A 19662-nucleotide genomic window follows, 5' to 3' on the forward strand; every position below is an offset into this window, starting at 1 on the left:
GAGCGCTCTTGGTGAACGCCCACCAAATCATCGCTGCCAACACCCCGAGATTGAAGCTCATGCGCTAACGCATTGGCTCGCTTATTCAATTCTCGATAGCTTAATGTTTCACCATTAAAGGTGGCTGCAGGTGCGTCTGGTGTAAGCACGGCTTGAGCTTCAAACAAATCTGCAACAGATTTATCTTTGGGGTAGTCTTGCTTGGTCTGGTTGTGCGCGTAAAGCTCTGTCTCACGTGTCTTTGAGTCAACCAATGGTACCGAGAACGCACAGCGCTCTGGATTTTCAGTCATAGCTTCAAGCAAGAGCGTAAAGCTGTTTGCCAAGTTCTCAATGCTGGCACGGTTAAACAGATCTGTGCTGTATTCCCAATGACAGTTGAAGCCTCCATCTTCGTCGACTAACACATTTAGGCTGATGTCAAACTTGGCTGTATGGCTAGTCGTTTGGTTTTCTGTGAGGGTTAAGCCACCAAATACCTCACGTGAGCTGAGCCCCTGAGTATCAACATTGAGTAATATCTGAAATAAAGGATGGTGTCCCATATCTCGACTTGGGTTAAGCAAATCAACGAGTTGCTCAAACGGTAATGATTGATGTTCATATGCCGCGAGAGCCGTTTCTCTTGAACGCTCAATGACTTCACTGAAGCTCGGATCACCAGACAAATCGGTACGTATGACTAAGCTGTTAACAAATAAGCCAACCACATTTTGTAACTCAAGTCGTTCTCGGTTCGCCACTGGGGTACCGATTACTATGTCCGTTTCACCACTATAGCGGCTTAACAATAAACTGAATGCGGCTTGCACTCCCATAAAGATACTGGCACCGCTATTTTGACATAGTTGCTTAAACTGACGACTTACCTCAAGAGATAATTTATGACTGTATAAATCGCCTTGATAACTCTGCTCAATCGGTCTCTTTCTATCAAGAGGTACTGAGTGAACGTCAGGCAAATCTTGCAATTGGGCGCGCCAATAGCTGGTTTGTCTTTCCAGCTCTTCACCCTGCAACTGACTGTGTTGCCAAACGGTATAGTCGACATACTGTATGGTGAGAGGTGCGAGCTGTGGTGACTCATTGCGAGATAAAGCATCATAGATTGCAGTAAGTTCTCTCATGAGAAGTTCTGAAGACCAACCATCAGAGGCAATGTGATGCTGAGTTATCATCAACGTCCAGTTATCCTCAGATAGTTTCACTAATTGAGCACGCAGCATAAGAGCATTTTCCAGATCAAATACTCGTTCAGACTCTAGCTTCACCATCGTCTTGAGCTTGGGATTCTGCTCAGTTGCAGGCAGCATTGATAAGTCTGTTATAGGCAGAATGAAGTCTATCGGTAGCGGTAAAATATGTTGGCAAAGCTGCTCATGATAGCTTCGAACACAAGTACGAAGTGCTTCATGACGTTCAATTAGGTGCTGGAGTGACTGACGCATCAGTTCAGGGTCGACTAAGCCCTGTAATGCATATACTCCTGCCATATTATAGGTATGCCCACTTTCCAGCTGCTGCATAAACCACATACGTTTTTGCGCAAATGACAGCGGTATAGGTTGATCTCGGTCGATTTGGGGAATTGAATTCTTGCCTGCGAAAGATAAAGACTCAATCACAGCTGCCATTTCTGCAAGTGTCGGTGCAAGAAATACCTGCTTTACTGTCAATTCACGGCTAAAGTGTGCGCTGATTTTAGCGATCAATCGCACCGCAAGAAGTGAATGTCCACCAAGGCTAAAGAAGTTTGCTTCAACACTAATTGGTGATGAAACACCCAATACATTTTGCCAAATTTGCACCAATTGTGTTTCGACTGATGATCGTGGCGCTATGTATTCGGCTTGGGTTGTGTAATTGGGTTCTGGTAATGCTTTGCGATCTAATTTGCCGTTTGCATTGACTGGCATAGTCTGCAAAATAGCCCAAGCACTTGGAATCATAAAGCCAGGCAAAGTAAGCTGCAGAGCATGCTTTAACTCATTGACCAACAATGATTCGTCATCAGTGCCTGCTACTAGGTAAGCGACCAACTGTTTATCGCCATGTGTATCTTCCCTGACGATAACCGCTGCATCTAATACTCTATTGTCTTCACGCAGCGCGGTTTCAATTTCTCCCAACTCAATTCTAAAACCACGCAGTTTAACCTGAGTATCGAACCTACCAAAAAATTCCAACTCACCATTTGTAAGCCTACGAACCTTATCCCCTGTACGGTATACTCGTGCCCCCTCTTGCGTGCTAAACGGGTCAGCAATGAACTTTTCTGCTGTCAGTTCTTCACGATTCAAGTAGCCACGCGCCACTGTCATCCCGCCAATCAATAACTCGCCAGGAACACCTTCAGGTACGAGATTCATGGTATCATCGACGACGTATACATCCGTGTCCATGATGGCAAAGCCAATCGGTACACTGGTACTAATGTCCTCATCGCCTAACCAATGCAGAGTCGAAGAAATCGTGGTTTCTGTAGGCCCATAGTTATTGATAAGCTGACAGACTTTTTGTGCAGGCCCAGTTTGCCAAGCTCTGGCAAAGTCTGCATTAAGAACATCCCCACTCACGACCAATCTCGATAGAGATGTTTCGCTCCAGAAAGCCTCGTCTTCTAATACAGGTTCTAAAAGAGCTTTAGCATAGAGTGGAGGAAATTCCGTAATCGTGATTGGGTTTTCTCGGAGCCAATCAACGAACTCAGCAGAAGTCCATAAGGTTTCCGGACGAATATACAGAGTGGCACCACTCACCAGAGCTTCAAAAATTTGCTCAACAGACGCATCAAAGCCAATATTGGAAAACTGTAGAATATGGTCTTGATCGGTAATTCCATATTCAAGGCAGATGCTCTTGGTATGGCTGCTGAGTGCTTGATGTTCAATCATCACACCCTTAGGTTTACCTGTTGAGCCTGATGTATAAATCACATAAGCAAGGTGTGACGGTGTCACTTTAATTTCATGCGTTGCCAGATTTTGTTCGCTGTATGCCGATAACATATCTTGAACTTCTTCCGTATCTAGCAGCATGGTGGGTACTTGTGAGCCAAGCAATTTCTCTTTGTGCTCAGTTTCACTGATCACAAGCTTACATCGGCTGTCTTCCATCATGTAGCTAAGACGTTCGACCGGATAACTGACATCAAGCGGAACGTAAGCGCCACCCGCTTTGTGAATGGCAAGTATGGTAATGATCATCTCAGCAGAACGAGATAGACACATACCAACCAACACATCAGGTCCAACCCCCTGCTTAATGAGATAATGTGCAAGCTTATTGGCACGTTTGTTCATCTCATCATAGGTTATCGACTGACCACAAAAGACTAAAGCCGTCGCTTGAGGGCTATGTTCAACTTGGCGTTCTATTTCTTGGAACAAACATTCAGTGATTGACCAAGTTTTCTTCGCTTGACCTTTCTCAAGTAACCGATGATGCTCTTTAGGGCTTACAAGAGACAGAGTTTCCATCGCTTGATTTGGCTTGGAGATAATATCTCCGACCAGCTGAATAAAGTTTTCCGATAACCTCTCAATCGTCTCCGGTTCAAATAAATCAGTGCTGTATTCCCAGCCCAGATCAATTTGAGGACATCCGGTGGCATCGACACTTTCCACAACGTTTAGCGTAAGGTCGAATTTCGATGTCGTTGTTTCTGCCTCTAGGGGTGAAAGCGTCAATCCACCCAAAGATTTCGCCTCCGAGCCCATAGTATCCACCACCAACATAATTTGGAACAATGGATGGTGGCTCAGATCGCGATTGGGCTGCATTGCTTCAACCAACCGCTCAAATGGCAACTGTTGATGAGAGAGTGCATCAAATGTTTTATCGCGACAACTGGCTAATAATGCGTTAAATGTCTGTGTAGTATCTATTTCTGTTCTCAATACTAAAGTATTAACAAAGAAACCGATCAGGGACTCTACTTCCCTCTGTTCCCTGTTTGCGACTGGCGTGCCGAGAATAATATCTGTCTCACCACTATAGCGATTTAAAAGTAAGCTAAAGGCAGCTTGCATAGCCATGAACAAGCTACTTTCTTGCATCTTGAGGTAGGTTTGTAAAGACGCGCTAAGGTGACTTGGTAACATCTGTTGATACAAGGCTCCCTGATAAGACTGAGTGTTCGGCCGAGGCTTATCAAGAGGCATACCGTGAACGTCAGGTAACCCTTCTAACCGTTGTCGCCAGTATGATAATTCATTATCTAACTGCTGACCTTGTAAAAAGTTAAGCTGCCATAATGCATAATCGGCATACTGAATTGGCAGAGCTTCAGGTTTTTCTTGGCTTTCGCCAATGTGACGGCGGTATAAGACATCCAGCTCTCGTAACAGAATATCCAATGAAACTCCGTCACCAGCGATATGATGCAAGGTAACAAGTAATACCGAACGAACCTGTTGGTTTTGAGTCGTGAGCTTAAGTAAGCCTGCCCTTATCATCAGATCTCGGCTTAAATCAAACGGCGTTGTTGCTTCTTTTTGCCTAACCACACCCAATTCAAGTTCTTGTTCCACAAAACTAAGATGCGAAAGGTCCATTGATTTAAAAGGTACGACTAATGGCGATTGTGTAATACGCTGTTCAACTTCTCCCTGGATATTGACGATACGAGTACGTAAGCTCTCATGGCGAGCAACCAAATCATTAAACGCAGATTGCAAAGCTTGAGAGTCTAGCTCTCCGTCTAGCTCAAGTGCCATCGGCATATTGTAGGTATCTTTTCGCTCTTCAAGTTGCTCTAGGAACCAAAGTCGTTGCTGAGAGTATGAAAGAGGGATACGTTCTGGTCTCTCTGAAGACGTAATGCAACCATCCACGTCATCCTTTTCACTTGAATCAAGCAAAGTTGCCAATTGAGACAGAACAGGATGAGTAAAGATGCTACGGACGCTTAACGATACGTTAAAGTTTGCGCGGATTTCTGCAAGCAGTTTGATCGCCAATAATGAGTGGCCTCCTGAAGTAAAGAAGTTTGCGTTCTGTCCAACCTGATGCTCACTATGAAGAACCTCTTGCCATACACCAGCAAGCTTTATCTCAGTCGCTGTTTCTGGCGCTATGTATTCTTGCTCTATAACCATCTGAGGCTCAGGTAAAGCGTTACGATCAACCTTTCCATTCGGAGTCAGTGGCATCACATCCAGCATCATCCAAGCTGCTGGCAACATATGCTCGGGTAAATGACTAGAAACCCTCTGTTTAATATCAGCAACAACCGCATCAGAGTCTTTATCTTCGTTAGTAATAACAAGGTAAGCGGCTAGGAATTTGTCACCTAACATACTCTCCTTGGCAACCACGACACATTGTTCAACCTCAGGTTGTTGCCCTATGGCAGTCTCTATCTCGCCAAGCTCAATTCTAAATCCACGTATTTTCACCTGATGGTCAATACGACCAAGGTATTCTATGTCACCCTCTGGTAGCCAACGTGCAAGGTCACCCGTACGATAAAGACGTGCGTCATTGTCAGACTCTGCGTGAGGGTTAGCGATAAAACGCTCTTGGGTAAGGTCATCACGATTGTAATACCCGCGCGCGACACCAACGCCCGCAATAAACAGCTCTCCAACAACACCGACTGGAACCGGATTGAGCTGTTGATCCAAGATATGGAGCTTAATATTGTCTATCGGCTTACCGATAGGCACTGAGCGTCCAGTAAAGTCAGGTAAGCAACGCCAAACACTAACATCAATTGCAGCCTCTGTTGGGCCATACAAATTCTCAAGCTGAGCATGATGATTAGCTAAGAATCGATTTTGTACATCCACCGATAAAGCCTCACCACTGCACACGACTAAACGCAGGCTTGGAGTCTGATTAGCGTAGCGGCCATCGGCAATAAAGCTGGCAAGCATGGGAGGTACAAAGTGCATGACACTAATTTGCTCCTTGTTGATTATCTCAAGTAGATAGTCAACATCTTTGTGCCCCTCTGGGCGCGCCATAACCACAGTTGCCCCCGTGGTTAGCGTCCAGTAGTACTCCCATACAGAGACATCAAAGCCAAACGGCGTTTTCTGTAGAACCTTATCCTCTAATGTCAATTGATAGGTATTCTGCATCCAATTCAGGCGGTTCACTAAGCCAGAATGTTGATTCATCACACCCTTAGGTTTGCCTGTCGAACCTGATGTATAAATCACATAAACTAGGTTATTGGGTGATAGCTCCTCTATTTGTGGGTTTGCTTGCCAATGAGAGTTCTGAGTCAGCTCATCCCATAGAGCGGCATCATCCGCAACAATTAATCTACCAGCTTCAAGCTCAAGTGATTGTTGAAGTGAGTGCGATGCAATCAACACACTAGCTTGACTGTTTTCGAGCATATAATTCAATCGCGCAACAGGATAGCTTGGATCTAAAGGCACATACGCACCTCCAGCCTTGCTTACCGCTAGAATAGCGATGACCATCTCAAGTGAGCGATTCAAACAAATACCGACCAAATTTTCTGGTCCAACACCTGCGTCCATTAGATGGTGTGCAAGCAAATTAGCACGCTGGTTGAGCTGCTTGTAGGTTAACGACTCATCTTCAAAAACCAACGCAACCTGATCGGGAGTCTTTGCGACTTGCTGTTCAAATAACTGATGAATACATTCCTGGTTAGGATATTCAGTCTCGGTCTTATTCCACTGTGTCATCAGTTCTACACCTGATTGATCCACCAATGACAGTCCAAATACACTAGTATCTGGAGAGAGCAAGATGCTATTGATTAAAAGCTCAAATTGCCTAGCCATTCGCTCGATAGTTTCAGGTTTAAACAAATCGGTATTGTATTCCCAAGCCAGTTCCAGCCCTTCCCAACTCTCATTAACTACCAGCATAAGGTCAAATTGTGAATGGCTTTCAACCAGTGGCAATGTCTCAGACTCTAACCCTGACAATTCCAGTTTTGTTTGCTCGGTATTGACTGACAACATGACTTGGAACAAGGGGTGATAACTTAAATCTCGTTCTGGCTGCAACGCCTCGACAACTTGCTCAAACGGAGCTTCTTGGTTTGCGTATGCCTCAACATTTATGAGTTTGCTTCGCTCTAGTAGTTCTACAAAGCTAGGGTCGTCATCGAGATCAAGCCTTAGTACTAGGGTATTGACCAAGAAGCCTATCATAGACTCTAGACCCGCTTGATTCCTGTTGGCGACAGGTGTGCCGACAAGGATATCCGTCTCATTGCTATAGCGCGAAAGTAAAACAGAAAATGCGCTGTGAAGACCCATAAATAAAGTGGTATCGTTATCTCGACATAGCTTGATAAAGGCATTGCTACGACTCTCGTCAAGATGAGTAGAGTACCACTGCCCTTGATACTTCTGCTCAGTAGGACGAGCATAGTCAAGAGGCAAATTGTGCACGGCTGGCGCACCAGATAATTGTTGTTTCCAGTGGGCTACTTGCTCGTTAAGAGAACGAATTACCTCTGGTTGATGTTGCCAGTTAGCATAATCAAGATACTGAATGCCCAAATCTTTGTAGTCTTGCTTTCTACCCTGCAAAGCATCCTGATAAAACGCTTTTAGCTCATTAAACAGAATTCCCAATGACCAACCATCTGACGCGATATGATGCATGGTAAGCAGCAAGATGTGTTCGTCTTGTGCGGTTTTAATTAAACAAGTGCGCAGCATTAGATCTGACGATAGGTTAAATGGTTTAACCGCTTCCTCACCCTGCAGGCGACTTACTTCTGCCAATTGATCTTCACCATCTAACTGGGACACATCAAACACTGGCATCACCCAGCTTTCTGGTACATGGTGTAGGCTAGTTTCCGGTGAGTCTAACCGATTGATAAAGCAGGTTCTCAAACTGTGGTGCCTAGAAATCACATCAATAAATGCCGAGCATAACGAGTCGGCACAAAGCGTACCGTTCAACTTGATCGCCATCGGCATATTGTAATGACTGCTGCCTTGTTCCATTTGGTCAATAAACCAAAGCCTTTGCTGGGCAAAAGACAGTTTAGGCTGGTTAGAATCATGGTTGTGAGTGATCGCTGGAAGCCCAGCTAGACTTGTTCCAATCATCTCCTGAAGAGCCTCAGCTTGATCGGTAAGCGTAGGATTATCGAACACTAAAGTGATATTAACATCGGTAGCATAAGTTTGGTTTATCTTGGCTACCAATTGCATCGCCAGCAGAGAGTGCCCGCCTGAAGCAAAGAAGCTGGCATAACGATTGCTGATTTCATGACCTAGAACCTCACTCCACAGTTTAGCGAGTTGCACTTCAGCATGATTACTCAATGGTTCAAAGCGCTCATCATCTAGGTATGACTGAGGCTCAGGAAGGGATTTGGTATCAAGCTTGCCGTTGGCATTTAATGGCAAGCTATCCATAACCACAATCGCTGAAGGAAGCATGTACTGAGCAAGCTGATGTTTAAGCTGAGATTGAATATCAACAATGCTTTGTTCCGTGTTTTCTCGTGATTTATCATCGAGAACTAAGTAAGCAACTAGCTTTCGATCGCCATGATCATTTCTAACCATAACGTGACACCCAGTCACTCCTTGTATGTGGTTAATTGTGGACGCAATTTCTCCCAGCTCAATCCTAAATCCACGTAACTTAACTTGATTATCAGCACGACTGACGTAAACAATTTTATTTTGCCTATTGCGATAAACAAGATCGCCAGTTTTGTAGAGTTTTCGGCGACAAGCTTCAAGATGAATAAAGCTCGAGTCGGTCAAGTCAGGTCTGCGCCAATATCCTCGTGCTAGGCCTGGCCCGCCGAGATACAGTTCACCAATCACGCCTTGAGGAAGAGGCTGTAAACATGGGTCCATTACAAATGCATCAGCATGTGGTAAAGGTTGGCCAATTGGACACACATCACTGATATCTTGCATGTCATACCATGCACTGAAGGTCGTATTTTCAGTTGGTCCGTAACCATTCCATAAATGCTTAGGTTTACCACCAGCCGCTATCACTTTATTGATATGAGGCGGAGAAATCGCTTCTCCTCCAACCAGCAAATGTTCAAAAGAAGCGAACACCATTGGCTTTTGTTCCGCCATAATATTGAACAGTGAGGTGGTAACGAACATATTATTAATCTTGGTCTGCTCGATATGTTGTTGGAATGCATCCGGTGATAAAAGCGTTTCTTTTGGCACATAAACCAAACTAGCTCCATTGAGCAAAGCGCCCCATATTTCATACGTTGCGGCATCAAATGAGTGGTTCGAAGCCTGGCCAAAGATCTGAGTTGGATCAATCTTTGTGTAGGGGTTGTTATGCACTAAATGAGTGATACTTCCCTGCTCTACAGCCACACCTTTAGGCTTACCTGTCGAGCCTGACGTATAAATAATATAGGCCAGAGCATTTATATCCGAACACCAGTTTCTATCGTCAACGGCCGACTCAATATCTTGCATCGTGGCTGGATCGGACAAATCAACCAGTCGCTCATTTTGAGTTTGAATCACGGCAGCAAGCTCACCATGGGTCAATATAACTTTAGCCTGACAGTCTTCCATGATCACCGCTAGTCGAGCGTGACCTTGCTCGGGGTCAAGAGGCACATAAGCACAACCTGCCTTGATGATGGCAAGCATGGAAACAATCAGATCAATCGAGCGATTTAAGTAAAGGCCAACTCTATCTCCTTCAGATACTCCTCCATTTAATAAGTACGCAGCAAGATTATCAGAGCGTTGATCAAGCTCCTGATACATCATTTCTTGATTACCATAAACCACTGCAACTTTATCAGCATGGCGCTCTACACTTTGAGCAAAAAGTTCTGTCATTGACGGTAGCTTGGGATCAGGTTGAGTCGATAGGTTGACCTGATCCGACAGCGCGATACCTCTAACATCTTGGGTAGTAAGATCAATAAGTGATGAGACGATATGCTCTAGTTGCCCCAACATGCCTGCTACAATAGCGTCAGAGAAAATAGCTTGATCAAATAAAAGCTTCAGCTCTACAGATTCTCCGGGAATAATCACAATCGACAACGGGAAGTTAGTCTGTTCAATCGCCGTTAAACCACGTATATCAAGTTGGTGATTTGCTTCAGAGGATAGCTCAGTAGTATCAAAGGGGTAGTTTTCAAACACCATGATTGAATCAAATAGCGAGCTGTCCATTTCAATATCAGAATTGGCTTGGATATCAGTTAAAGACACATGAGAATATTGGTCATGATCAAGCTGAGATTGATGAACTCGTTGAACAAAATCAATCGATGTTTCTGCCCCGTCCAAAAACTGAACCCGTGTCGGCAGAGTATTAATAAACAGCCCAACCATATCCTCAACACCGTACAAGGATTCAGGGCGACCAGAACGAGTGGTACCAAATACAATATCGTTAGACCGGCAGTAACGACTTAACATCATGGCCCATGCAGACTGAAATAACGCGCTCGTCGTTACATTCATATCTCGCGCCCCTTGATAGATTTTTTCGGTTAATGCCTGACTAAGTTGTGATTTTATTTCGCCAACACCCTGCTTATCTGCTTCTTGTTCTTGAATCACTGAATCGCTGATAAGCGTCGGCCCTGAAAAATCAGCTAGATAATGCTGCCAATAACTTTCACAGGCTTGAGTATCCTGAAGAGAAAGCCAATGAATATAATTCTTATAGGCCACGGGGGTTGCTAGCACCGCTTCCATGCCACTTGATAAGGATTCGTATAATGCGGCTAGTTCTTTAAGAAGAATTGGCAAACACCAACCATCAACTAAGGCATGATGATGAGTCCACACCAACTTATAAGACTCTGTTTCAACATTGACCAATACCAGTCGCATAAGTGGAGCATGTTCAACATCAAGCGGCTGCTGTTTTTCACCGCGAAGTAAGCTTTCACACGCCTCATTTTGGTCAGCGTCAATAGACTCCTCTCTCCATGGCACTTCAACGTGTGTAGAAACAAGCTGCAAAGGTTTATCCAAACCCATATGAACGAAGGCTGTTCTTAGAACATCATGGCGATTTATCAAAGTTTGCCAAGCCTGTTTCAAAGTAGTGGAACAAACCGGACCTAAATCTAATACCATTTGAGTAACATACAAGCCCGAACCCTGTGACATTTGAGAATGAAACAGCATGCCTGCTTGCATTGACGTCGCCGAATACAAGTCAGCAATCTGATGGCTTTTCTCTAACTTTTCGAGCTGATTAGCCCCAATGTTAGCAAGAGGGAAATCACTAGGGGTAAATTGTTTCTTAGCCGAATCACAGTGACTGATAATGTCATAAAGGTGTTGATTGAAGCGATCTAAAAGCCCTTGTATCGTGCTTTGACCGAACTGGTTCCGATTGAATTCAAAACAGACATTCAACTGTTCGTTTTGTATTATGGTTTCGACACTCAAGGTGGCGAATCGACTGCGTCCTTGGCTTATACACAAAACATCATCGGCAAAGGTGACGTCAGAAATAAGGCCATTAGCCGTCATGTCTATCGAGTCAAACTTACCCAAATAGTTAAATAAAACATCGATAGACTTGTATTGATTGAGGGTTTCATCTTGGCAAAGATGCTTTAGAACACCGTAGCCTAACCCTTTGTTTGGAATCGCTCTAAGTTGCTCTTTGATCGACTTTATTTGCGAGCCGAGATCAGAGCCATTTAAAGAAAGTAAAGCAGGATAAGTGGTAGTGAACCAACCCACCGTTTGGTTGAGATCAAAAGAGTCGTCCAATACTTCACGGCCATGACCTTCAAGTTCAACACAAATTTGGCTCGATTGCTGCCATTCGGAGAGAGTTCGAGTTAATGCCAGCAGCAATAAGTCATTAACTTGAGTGTTGTAACACTGATTTGCTTTACCAACCAGGACTTGGGTCATTTCTTCATTGACCGTCAGCGCTACCCTTTCGCTTTCATGCCAAGAATTGTAATCTTGCTGAGGTAAGTGATTCTCAACTCTAAGCGGCGCCACATCACTACTGACCACTTGATGCCAGTACGAGGCTTCTTTCGCTAGCATCTCACTGTGTGAGTAGGTTTCAAGCCATTGACCCCAAGTCTGATAGCTGTTCGACTTAATACCTAAATCAATCGATTTTTCGGACTTAAGCTGGGAGAGTGCAAGTTCAAGATCAGAGATCAAAATACGCCATGAAACACCATCGACAATCAAATGGTGTATGATCCATGAAACTTGGTAGTCCTGCTCTTCTTGATTCAAAACGACACATCGAGCTAAGTCAGAATGAGACAAATCAAATTCAGTGTGCGCTGCTTTGATTGCAGTATCAAAGGCCTCTTGAGTATCGCATACACAAAGGTTGACCTGCTGTTGTTCTCGTGGCTGATAAGCCGCGCTGGAATCAGCTGTAAAAGATAACCTGAAGACATCATGGTGCTGATAAACCGCATATAACACCTCCCTAAGCTTCTCTATACTCACTTGTTTTGAAAGCGAAAAATCGACCGCTTGGTTAAAGTGGTGCTGATCGACAGGATCGCCAGACAGTAACCAACGTTGAATTGGGAGCAAAATTTGCTCTCCCTCCACCGCTGCAAACTTTATCTCGGTTGAGTCAACTTGTTCGACATGTGGCGCAAGTTTAGCAATAGTTTGATGCTGGAATATTTGTTTGGTTGAGAGGGATAATCCAGCCTTGAGAGCCCGAGAAGCCACTTGTATTGCCAAAATGGAATCACCACCAATAGCAAAGAAGTTATCCAGCACACCGACAGACTCTAGACCAAGAACCTGTTGCCAGATTTCACACAGTTGCTGCTCAGTTGGAGTCTCAGGCGCATGATAGTTCGAGCTTGACTGATAAACAGGTTTAGGTAATGCTCTACGATCAATTTTACCATTGGACGTCAAAGGTAGGCTTGTCATAGCCACTAACACACTTGGGAGCATGTAGTCAGGCAGTGAGGATTGTAATGCCTCTCTTATCTGAGTTTCGTCCATTTGATGTTCAGATTGAGATGAATAATAAGCGACTAAACGTTTTTCTCCACTACTTTCTTCTGTCACGCACGCAAACGCTTCTCGAATATTAGGAAGCTCAAGCAACGCGCTCTCTACTTCTCCCAGTTCAATCCTAAAGCCGCGCACTTTTACTTGATGGTCTATTCGAGTGATAAACTCTATATTTCCATCTGTTCTCCTACGAACTAAGTCGCCGCTCCGGTAAAGCTTACGATTGGTATCAAATGGGTGCGGAACAAACTTTTCTTGCGTTAAAGCCGGTTGATGCAAGTACCCAATCGCAAGGCCTTCCCCACCGATATAAAGCTCGCCAGCAACACCGATTGGCACTGGTTGCATGAATTCATCTAACACCAATACTTCAGCACCAGGAATAACTTGGCCGATATGGATGGTATCTTCATCTGGGCTTAGTTGACCTAAAGTCGCACAGATAGTGCTCTCGGTTGGGCCATACGCGTTAATGAACTTACGGTTCTCTCCCCAGACAGAAACCAAGTCCGGTGCACATGAATCCCCTGCGACCACCAAGGTCTTAACGCTACGCCATTTTTCTACTTCCAGAGCTGGAAGCAGAGCTGGTGGCAAAGTAGCATGAGTAATGTTTGCTTTTTCCACGGCATCGGACAACGTATGACCAGACTTGATGCACTCCTCATCGTAGATCAAGAGTTGCGCACCAGAGCATAGCGTCATTACCCACTCCCATGTGGCCGCATCAAAACTGATAGATGCGAACTGAAGTACTCGACTATCGCTACCAACATCAAGTAAAGACTGCTGAGCTTGGGCAAGGTTGACCAAACCATGGTGTGATAAAAGTACTCCTTTAGGCTTACCAGTCGAACCCGATGTATAGATGGTATAAGCAGGCGTGCTAGCATCAACATTACCCAAGAAGTCTGGATTTTCTGTTGGCTCTTGCAACCAAACATTCTGCGTTTCAGGAGAGTCAAGAACCAAACGGTCAATCTCTGAATCTTCAAGACAGCTTGAGACACTTTGTTCGGTCACAACCATCTTTAACTGACTGTCTGAGATCATATGCTGCAAGCGCTTAACCGGATAATTCGGATCCAGTGGCAGGTACACCCCGCCCGCTTTTAATATTGCAAGTAAAGAAACAAATAGAGTCTCAGAGCGCTCGATACAGACACCGACAATGTCTCCACACTTAACCCCCTGCTTGGCTAAAAAATAGGCGAGCTGATTCGCACGAGTATTGAGCTGCTCATATGTCATAATGTTAGAGCGCTCACTTCCTTGATAAGACAAAGCCACGGCCTGTGGATTATCTACAGCTTGCTGTTCAAACAAATGATGAATACACCAAGCTTTGCTTTCCTGCCTTGCTCCCATTGCCCAATCTTGAGTCAAAAGCTGCGTTTCACTGTCGCTAAGCATTGAGCAGCTTAATACTTTAATTTCTGGGTCGACTATTACCGCATCAATCAAAGCGACTAAGTGAGAAGCCAGACGTTGAATGGATTCGGCAAGGAATAGAGCCGAACTGTATTCCCAATCAAGAACCAATTCGTCACCTGACTCCATGGCATTAATGGTCAAGTCAAATTTAGCTTTTACATTGCTAGGTTGCACGGGTGTAACCGTCAAGCCATTCAAATCGTAATTAGGCAGATCATTGTTCTGTAGCACTAACATAATTTGGAACAATGGATGATGACTAAGAGAACGATTGGGAGCTAACTCTTCAACAAGGCGCTCAAAAGGCATGTTTTGATTGCTCAGTGCCTCTAGAGACCTTGTTTTACACTGGGCTATCAGCTCATTAAACGATGGATCATCTGATAAGTCCGTTCGACAAATCAGCGTGTTAACGAAAAAGCCTATCAAAGCAGACAATTCGGCTTGCTCACGATTGGCACTCACCGTACCTAGAACTATGTCCTTTTCTTGGCTGTAACGGCTGATCAATGCAGATACAAGCGCTTGCAGCCCCATAAACAGAGTGGCACCCTGCTGCTGACAGACATCCTTGAATCTAGATAGTTTGTTAGCGTCAATAGTGACAGCATAACGTGAGCCTGCGAAACTAGATTCTGTGGGTCTTGCAAAATCCAATGGTAAACTGTGGATCTCTGGTAGGCCGACTAACCTATTTTTCCAATATGACAATTGAGCATCCAAGTTACTTTGCTGCTGTGCACGTTGCCATGTTGCAAAATCGGCATATTGAATCGCTAATTCATCTAAGGGGACCAGTTCATCTGATTGTTCCGCCAAATAAAAATGGCGTAGCTCTTGTTCAAAAACGCTGAGTGACCAACCATCAGCTGCAATATGATGAAACACAATGACAAGCTGATAATCATTGTCATCAAGTTCAACCACGCAAGCTCGAAGCATGAGATCTTCGGCAAGTGAGAAGCCACGATTAATCAACTCATTTTGCACATCTTCTAAAGCCGCTTTTTTATCTGTGTCTGCTAGTCCTTTGAGGCAGACTTTCTCTACCTCAAACTCCCCGATCGAATTGAGAACAAGTTGCTGAGCCACATCAGTATCATCAAGCCGATATACAGTACGCAGCACTTGGTGCCGGTTAACGATTTGCGTAATCGCATCAGTCAAAGCAGCATAATTTAAGTCACCTTTTAGGTTCAATATAAAGGGGATATTGTATTGAGCACTGCCTTGAAGCTGATCAAGAACCCACATCTGTTGCTGAGAAAAAGACAAAGGCGCAAAATCTGTATCGTTACGCTGCGGTATAAACTCAGCTTGAGTACCTACCGCTTTATCTACTAATGCGGCAAATTCACATAAACTAGAAGCAGCGAAAACCTGAGCAATACCAATGCTGATTTTTCTTTCTACTCGAACTTGAAACAACATCTTCATCGCAAGTAATGAGTGACCGCCAAGAGTAAAGAAGTTTGCATTTCTACCAACAGGTTTAGGAAGTTGGAGTAAATGTTGCCATAAGTGAGCTAACCACTTTTCGGTATCATTTTCTGGAGCAACATATGACTCTTGGACAGGCATAGCCGGTTCTGGTAACGCTTTACGATCTACCTTACCGTTTGGCGTAAGCGGCAATTCATCTAAACATACCCATGCTGTTGGGATCATATGCTGAGGCAGTGTTTTTTCTAATTGCTCCGCAATGGCTGTAAACCAAAGATTTTGGTCATCTATTTCTGACACAGAAACAAGATAAGCGACTAATTGCTTATCTCCTAAACGATTGTCATGAGCAACCACGACGTTCTGGCTGACTGATTCAATCGCACCAATAGAGGTTTCAATCTCACCTAATTCGATACGAAATCCGCGGATTTTAACCTGATGATCAATACGACCTAAGTATTCGATCTCACCTTGGGGTAACCAACGAGCTAAATCTCCCGTTCGATACATGATTGCATCCGTGTCATCTTGTTGATGCGGATTGGCAAGAAAACTTTCTTGAGTTAGGTCTTCCCGGTTATAGTAGCCTCGCGTGACCCCAACACCTGTAATATATAGCTCACCAACGACACCGATTGGTACCGGGTTAAAATCGCTATCTAATACGTGCAATTTAATATTGTCGATTGGCTTACCAATAGGGACAGAATTCCCCTCAAAATCTGGCGTACAAAAATGATAACTGACTTCAATAGAAGCTTCTGTTGGACCATAAAGGTTAAGAAGTTGAGCTTGATGTCCAGCAAGAAAGCGGTTTTGCACATCTACGGGTAACGCCTCTCCACTGCATGCCACGAGACGCAGGCTGGGGGCTTGGGTCTCAAAACGCACATCTGCAATAAAGCTCGCCAGCATAGGAGGGACAAAATGTATCACAGTGATTTGCGCATCATTGATGACCTCAAAGAGGTAGTCCACATCTTTGTGGCCGTCAGGTCTGGCCATGACCAAAGTCGCCCCTGTGGTCAAAGGCCAGTAGTATTCCCACACTGAAACATCAAAACCAAAGGGCGTTTTCTGCAACACATTATCGTCAGCAGAAATTGGATATGCTTTGCTTCCCCACAAAATCCGATTAACCAAACCGGTATGCTCATTCATGACACCTTTAGGCTTACCTGTCGAACCTGATGTATAGATGGCATAAACCAGATTGCTTGCCGACAAACCATCTACATCGGGGTTTCGACCAAACTTCGGAGTGTTTTCGAGGCATTTCCAGAACTCAGCACTGTCAACAAGTACATTATGCGTAACTAAGAGATCATGCTTTGAGCTCAGTTCCTTGTCTGTTATCAATACTTGAGATTGACTGTTTTCAAGCATATAGCTTAGTCGCTCACTAGGATAGCTTGGGTCAAGAGGCACATATGCCCCGCCAGCTTTGTTAACCGCCAGTATTGCAACCATCATGTCGATCGAGCGTGGTAAACAAATTCCTACTAATTGCTCCGGCCCCACACCCAATTCAATTAGATGATGGGCTAACAGGTTGGCACGAACATTCAGTTGGTCATAGGTCAGAGCTTCATTGTCATAACGAATGGCAATATAGTCTGGCGTCCTCTCTACCTGCCTCTCAAATAAGGAATGGACACAAATATCCCTTGGGAACTCTGTTTGCGTTTGATTCCACTGAGTCAAGACTTTTTGTCTGTCCTTTTCATTTAACAAAGGTAGCGCTGAAATACATTGTTTAGAGTTCGCTGTAATGGCTTTTAGTAGAACATTAAGTTGTTGGTTTAATGAAACCATCGACCTTTGACTAAAAATAGAGCTGTTGTAAGACCAAATTAAATCCAGACCGTTTTCTAAACGGTTGGCAGCAAGATGCAACTCCTGTGGTTGGTGGGCTAAAAATGACCTATCGGCATCATATGAAAAGCCTATCTGCAAAGAGAATACGGACTCTTTCTCCAACCCACCAGACTTAAGATCTCGCTCAGTTTGCCCTAAAACTTGTTCAAAACTTGGATTGTCTGAAAAATCAATACAAATGGGAGTGAACTGTGTCGATTCAATCCGCTCTATGCCCTCAACGCTGCCAGATGCTGCTATTAGTATTTCGGTGTCATTACTATTTCGGTGAACAAGGCTTGCAAATGCAGCGAGTAAGATTGTTCGTTGGTTTGTACACAAGGTGGCGGATAGTCTATCAAGTTCCAAGACCACTTCATCAGACAAGATACTAGAGTATTCTTCTCTCATTTCTTGGCTATAAGCTTTGCGAGAAAAATCAGTTGGCAAATTATGCAGTACTTCTTTTCTATCGCGTTTATCTGCTGATTTTTCATAGAAATCATTAGTGTTAGAATTAATATTATTTGAGTGCAAAGTCTTATTATCCAAAGTATTTCTCCTGAAGGTAATCAATGCCTCGCTCATATAAACAAAGACAGAACTTACCTAACAATTAAATCAATTATCTTCCTTAAATATCTATTGATAATACTTTTTATAAATAGAGTTTTAAACTTTATAAATGGTATGAATGACATATAATTGTAACAAGTTGAAAACAGAATTGTTACTTAGAGATATTAAATAAACTGGGGAAGAATACTGGGTAATATTAATTTTCAATAAAATGAATTTATATTTCATTTTTGATCATACATATTCAAAAATATTTGAATATGTATTCCTTAAAGGGAAATAATCAATCAAAATATTAGATTTATTTTTAGGATAAAATATTATTAAGAGGTAGGTTGATGAAGTTAAATGGAACCTGATTGGATATATACAAATAAAAGTTAAACGTTATTTAAAGATGGATAATCTAAAAGTAATAAATCATTGAAAGTTTACTTTGGCTAATAGCTTAATACTATTCTCCGATAGCTTCTCTACTTCAAAATAGCCACCAGCTTGAGATAACTGATTAACCATAAGCCTTTCTCTACCCAGCCTAGCAAACCAATACGGAGCAAGTGAACATTGCGCAGAGCCTGTCGCTATGTCTTCATCAATACCGATTTTGGGGGCAAAATACCTGAGTACATAGCCACTATCACCATCTTGAGCTGTCACCATTAATGCATGATGATCCTTCATTCGAGCAACTTTCTCATAGTCTGGTTTAAAGTTCTTTACCGATTCAATAGAAGACAAAACAACCACTAAGTCGCGAGTCGAAAAGACATCTGTAGATTCCGATATAGACTCAGTTGCTTCCTCATATTTCGCTGGGAAAGTAGCAGGCCAACTTGGTAAAACGATACTGTAGTCATCATTTACTTTAGCAATAGAAACTTCTCCATGCTGACTTTGAAAATTAATTTCCTGTATTGAATAACGAGCGAGCATGACAGCACCTGCGGCCAAACTACCATGACCACAAAGGTTAATCTCCCCTGACAGAGAGAACCATCTAATATAATAAGTATCGAAATCATTTACAACGAAAGCAGCAATAGGTTGCTTAAGCGTTTTAGTGATGTTTAATAATTCGTTATCACTTATCCATGCATCAAGTTCAACGACAGCGGCAGGATTTCCAGATGCAGAATTACTGACAAATACATCACATATTACTGGCTTGATAATACATTCCATTTAGTAACAATAAATAACTTAAAGTTTATATAACGCAAAATTAACTTAACATTAGTATAATTGCAATAGATATATCAATATGATTTACCTTTTCATTTATTTTTTATAATGAAAAAATTAATTTGCATTATAAAAAATCGGAGGATTTTAAAAAATGTTAAGTACTATATGGTGACAAAAAGATCAATTAATAAGATTATTTAAACTACTCAAATTATTC

The 19662-nt window shown here is 43.2% G+C and carries 2 protein-coding genes; both read right to left on the reverse strand.

The window, feature by feature from the left end:
* The coding region (locus tag DPF90_RS09080) for a non-ribosomal peptide synthase/polyketide synthase (protein WP_114786024.1) at positions 1-18233 on the reverse strand (18233 nt) is incomplete at its 3' end.
* A 447-nt stretch (positions 18234-18680) separates the two neighbouring features.
* Complete coding sequence (locus DPF90_RS09085) at positions 18681-19442, reverse strand: PhzF family phenazine biosynthesis protein (RefSeq protein ID WP_114786025.1); 762 nt, start codon at positions 19440-19442, stop codon at positions 18681-18683.
* Positions 19443-19662: the final 220 nt, after the last annotated feature.

Source organism: Vibrio tetraodonis (assembly GCF_003350295.1).
In the GTDB taxonomy this organism is placed as follows: Bacteria; Pseudomonadota; Gammaproteobacteria; order Enterobacterales; family Vibrionaceae; genus Vibrio; species Vibrio tetraodonis.

What these genes read in the sequence shown, in the direction of transcription:
- DPF90_RS09085 (WP_114786025.1), bottom strand. Translation starts at nt 19,442, where the DNA reads ATGGAATGTATTATCAAGCCAGTAATATGTGATGTATTTGTCAGTAAT.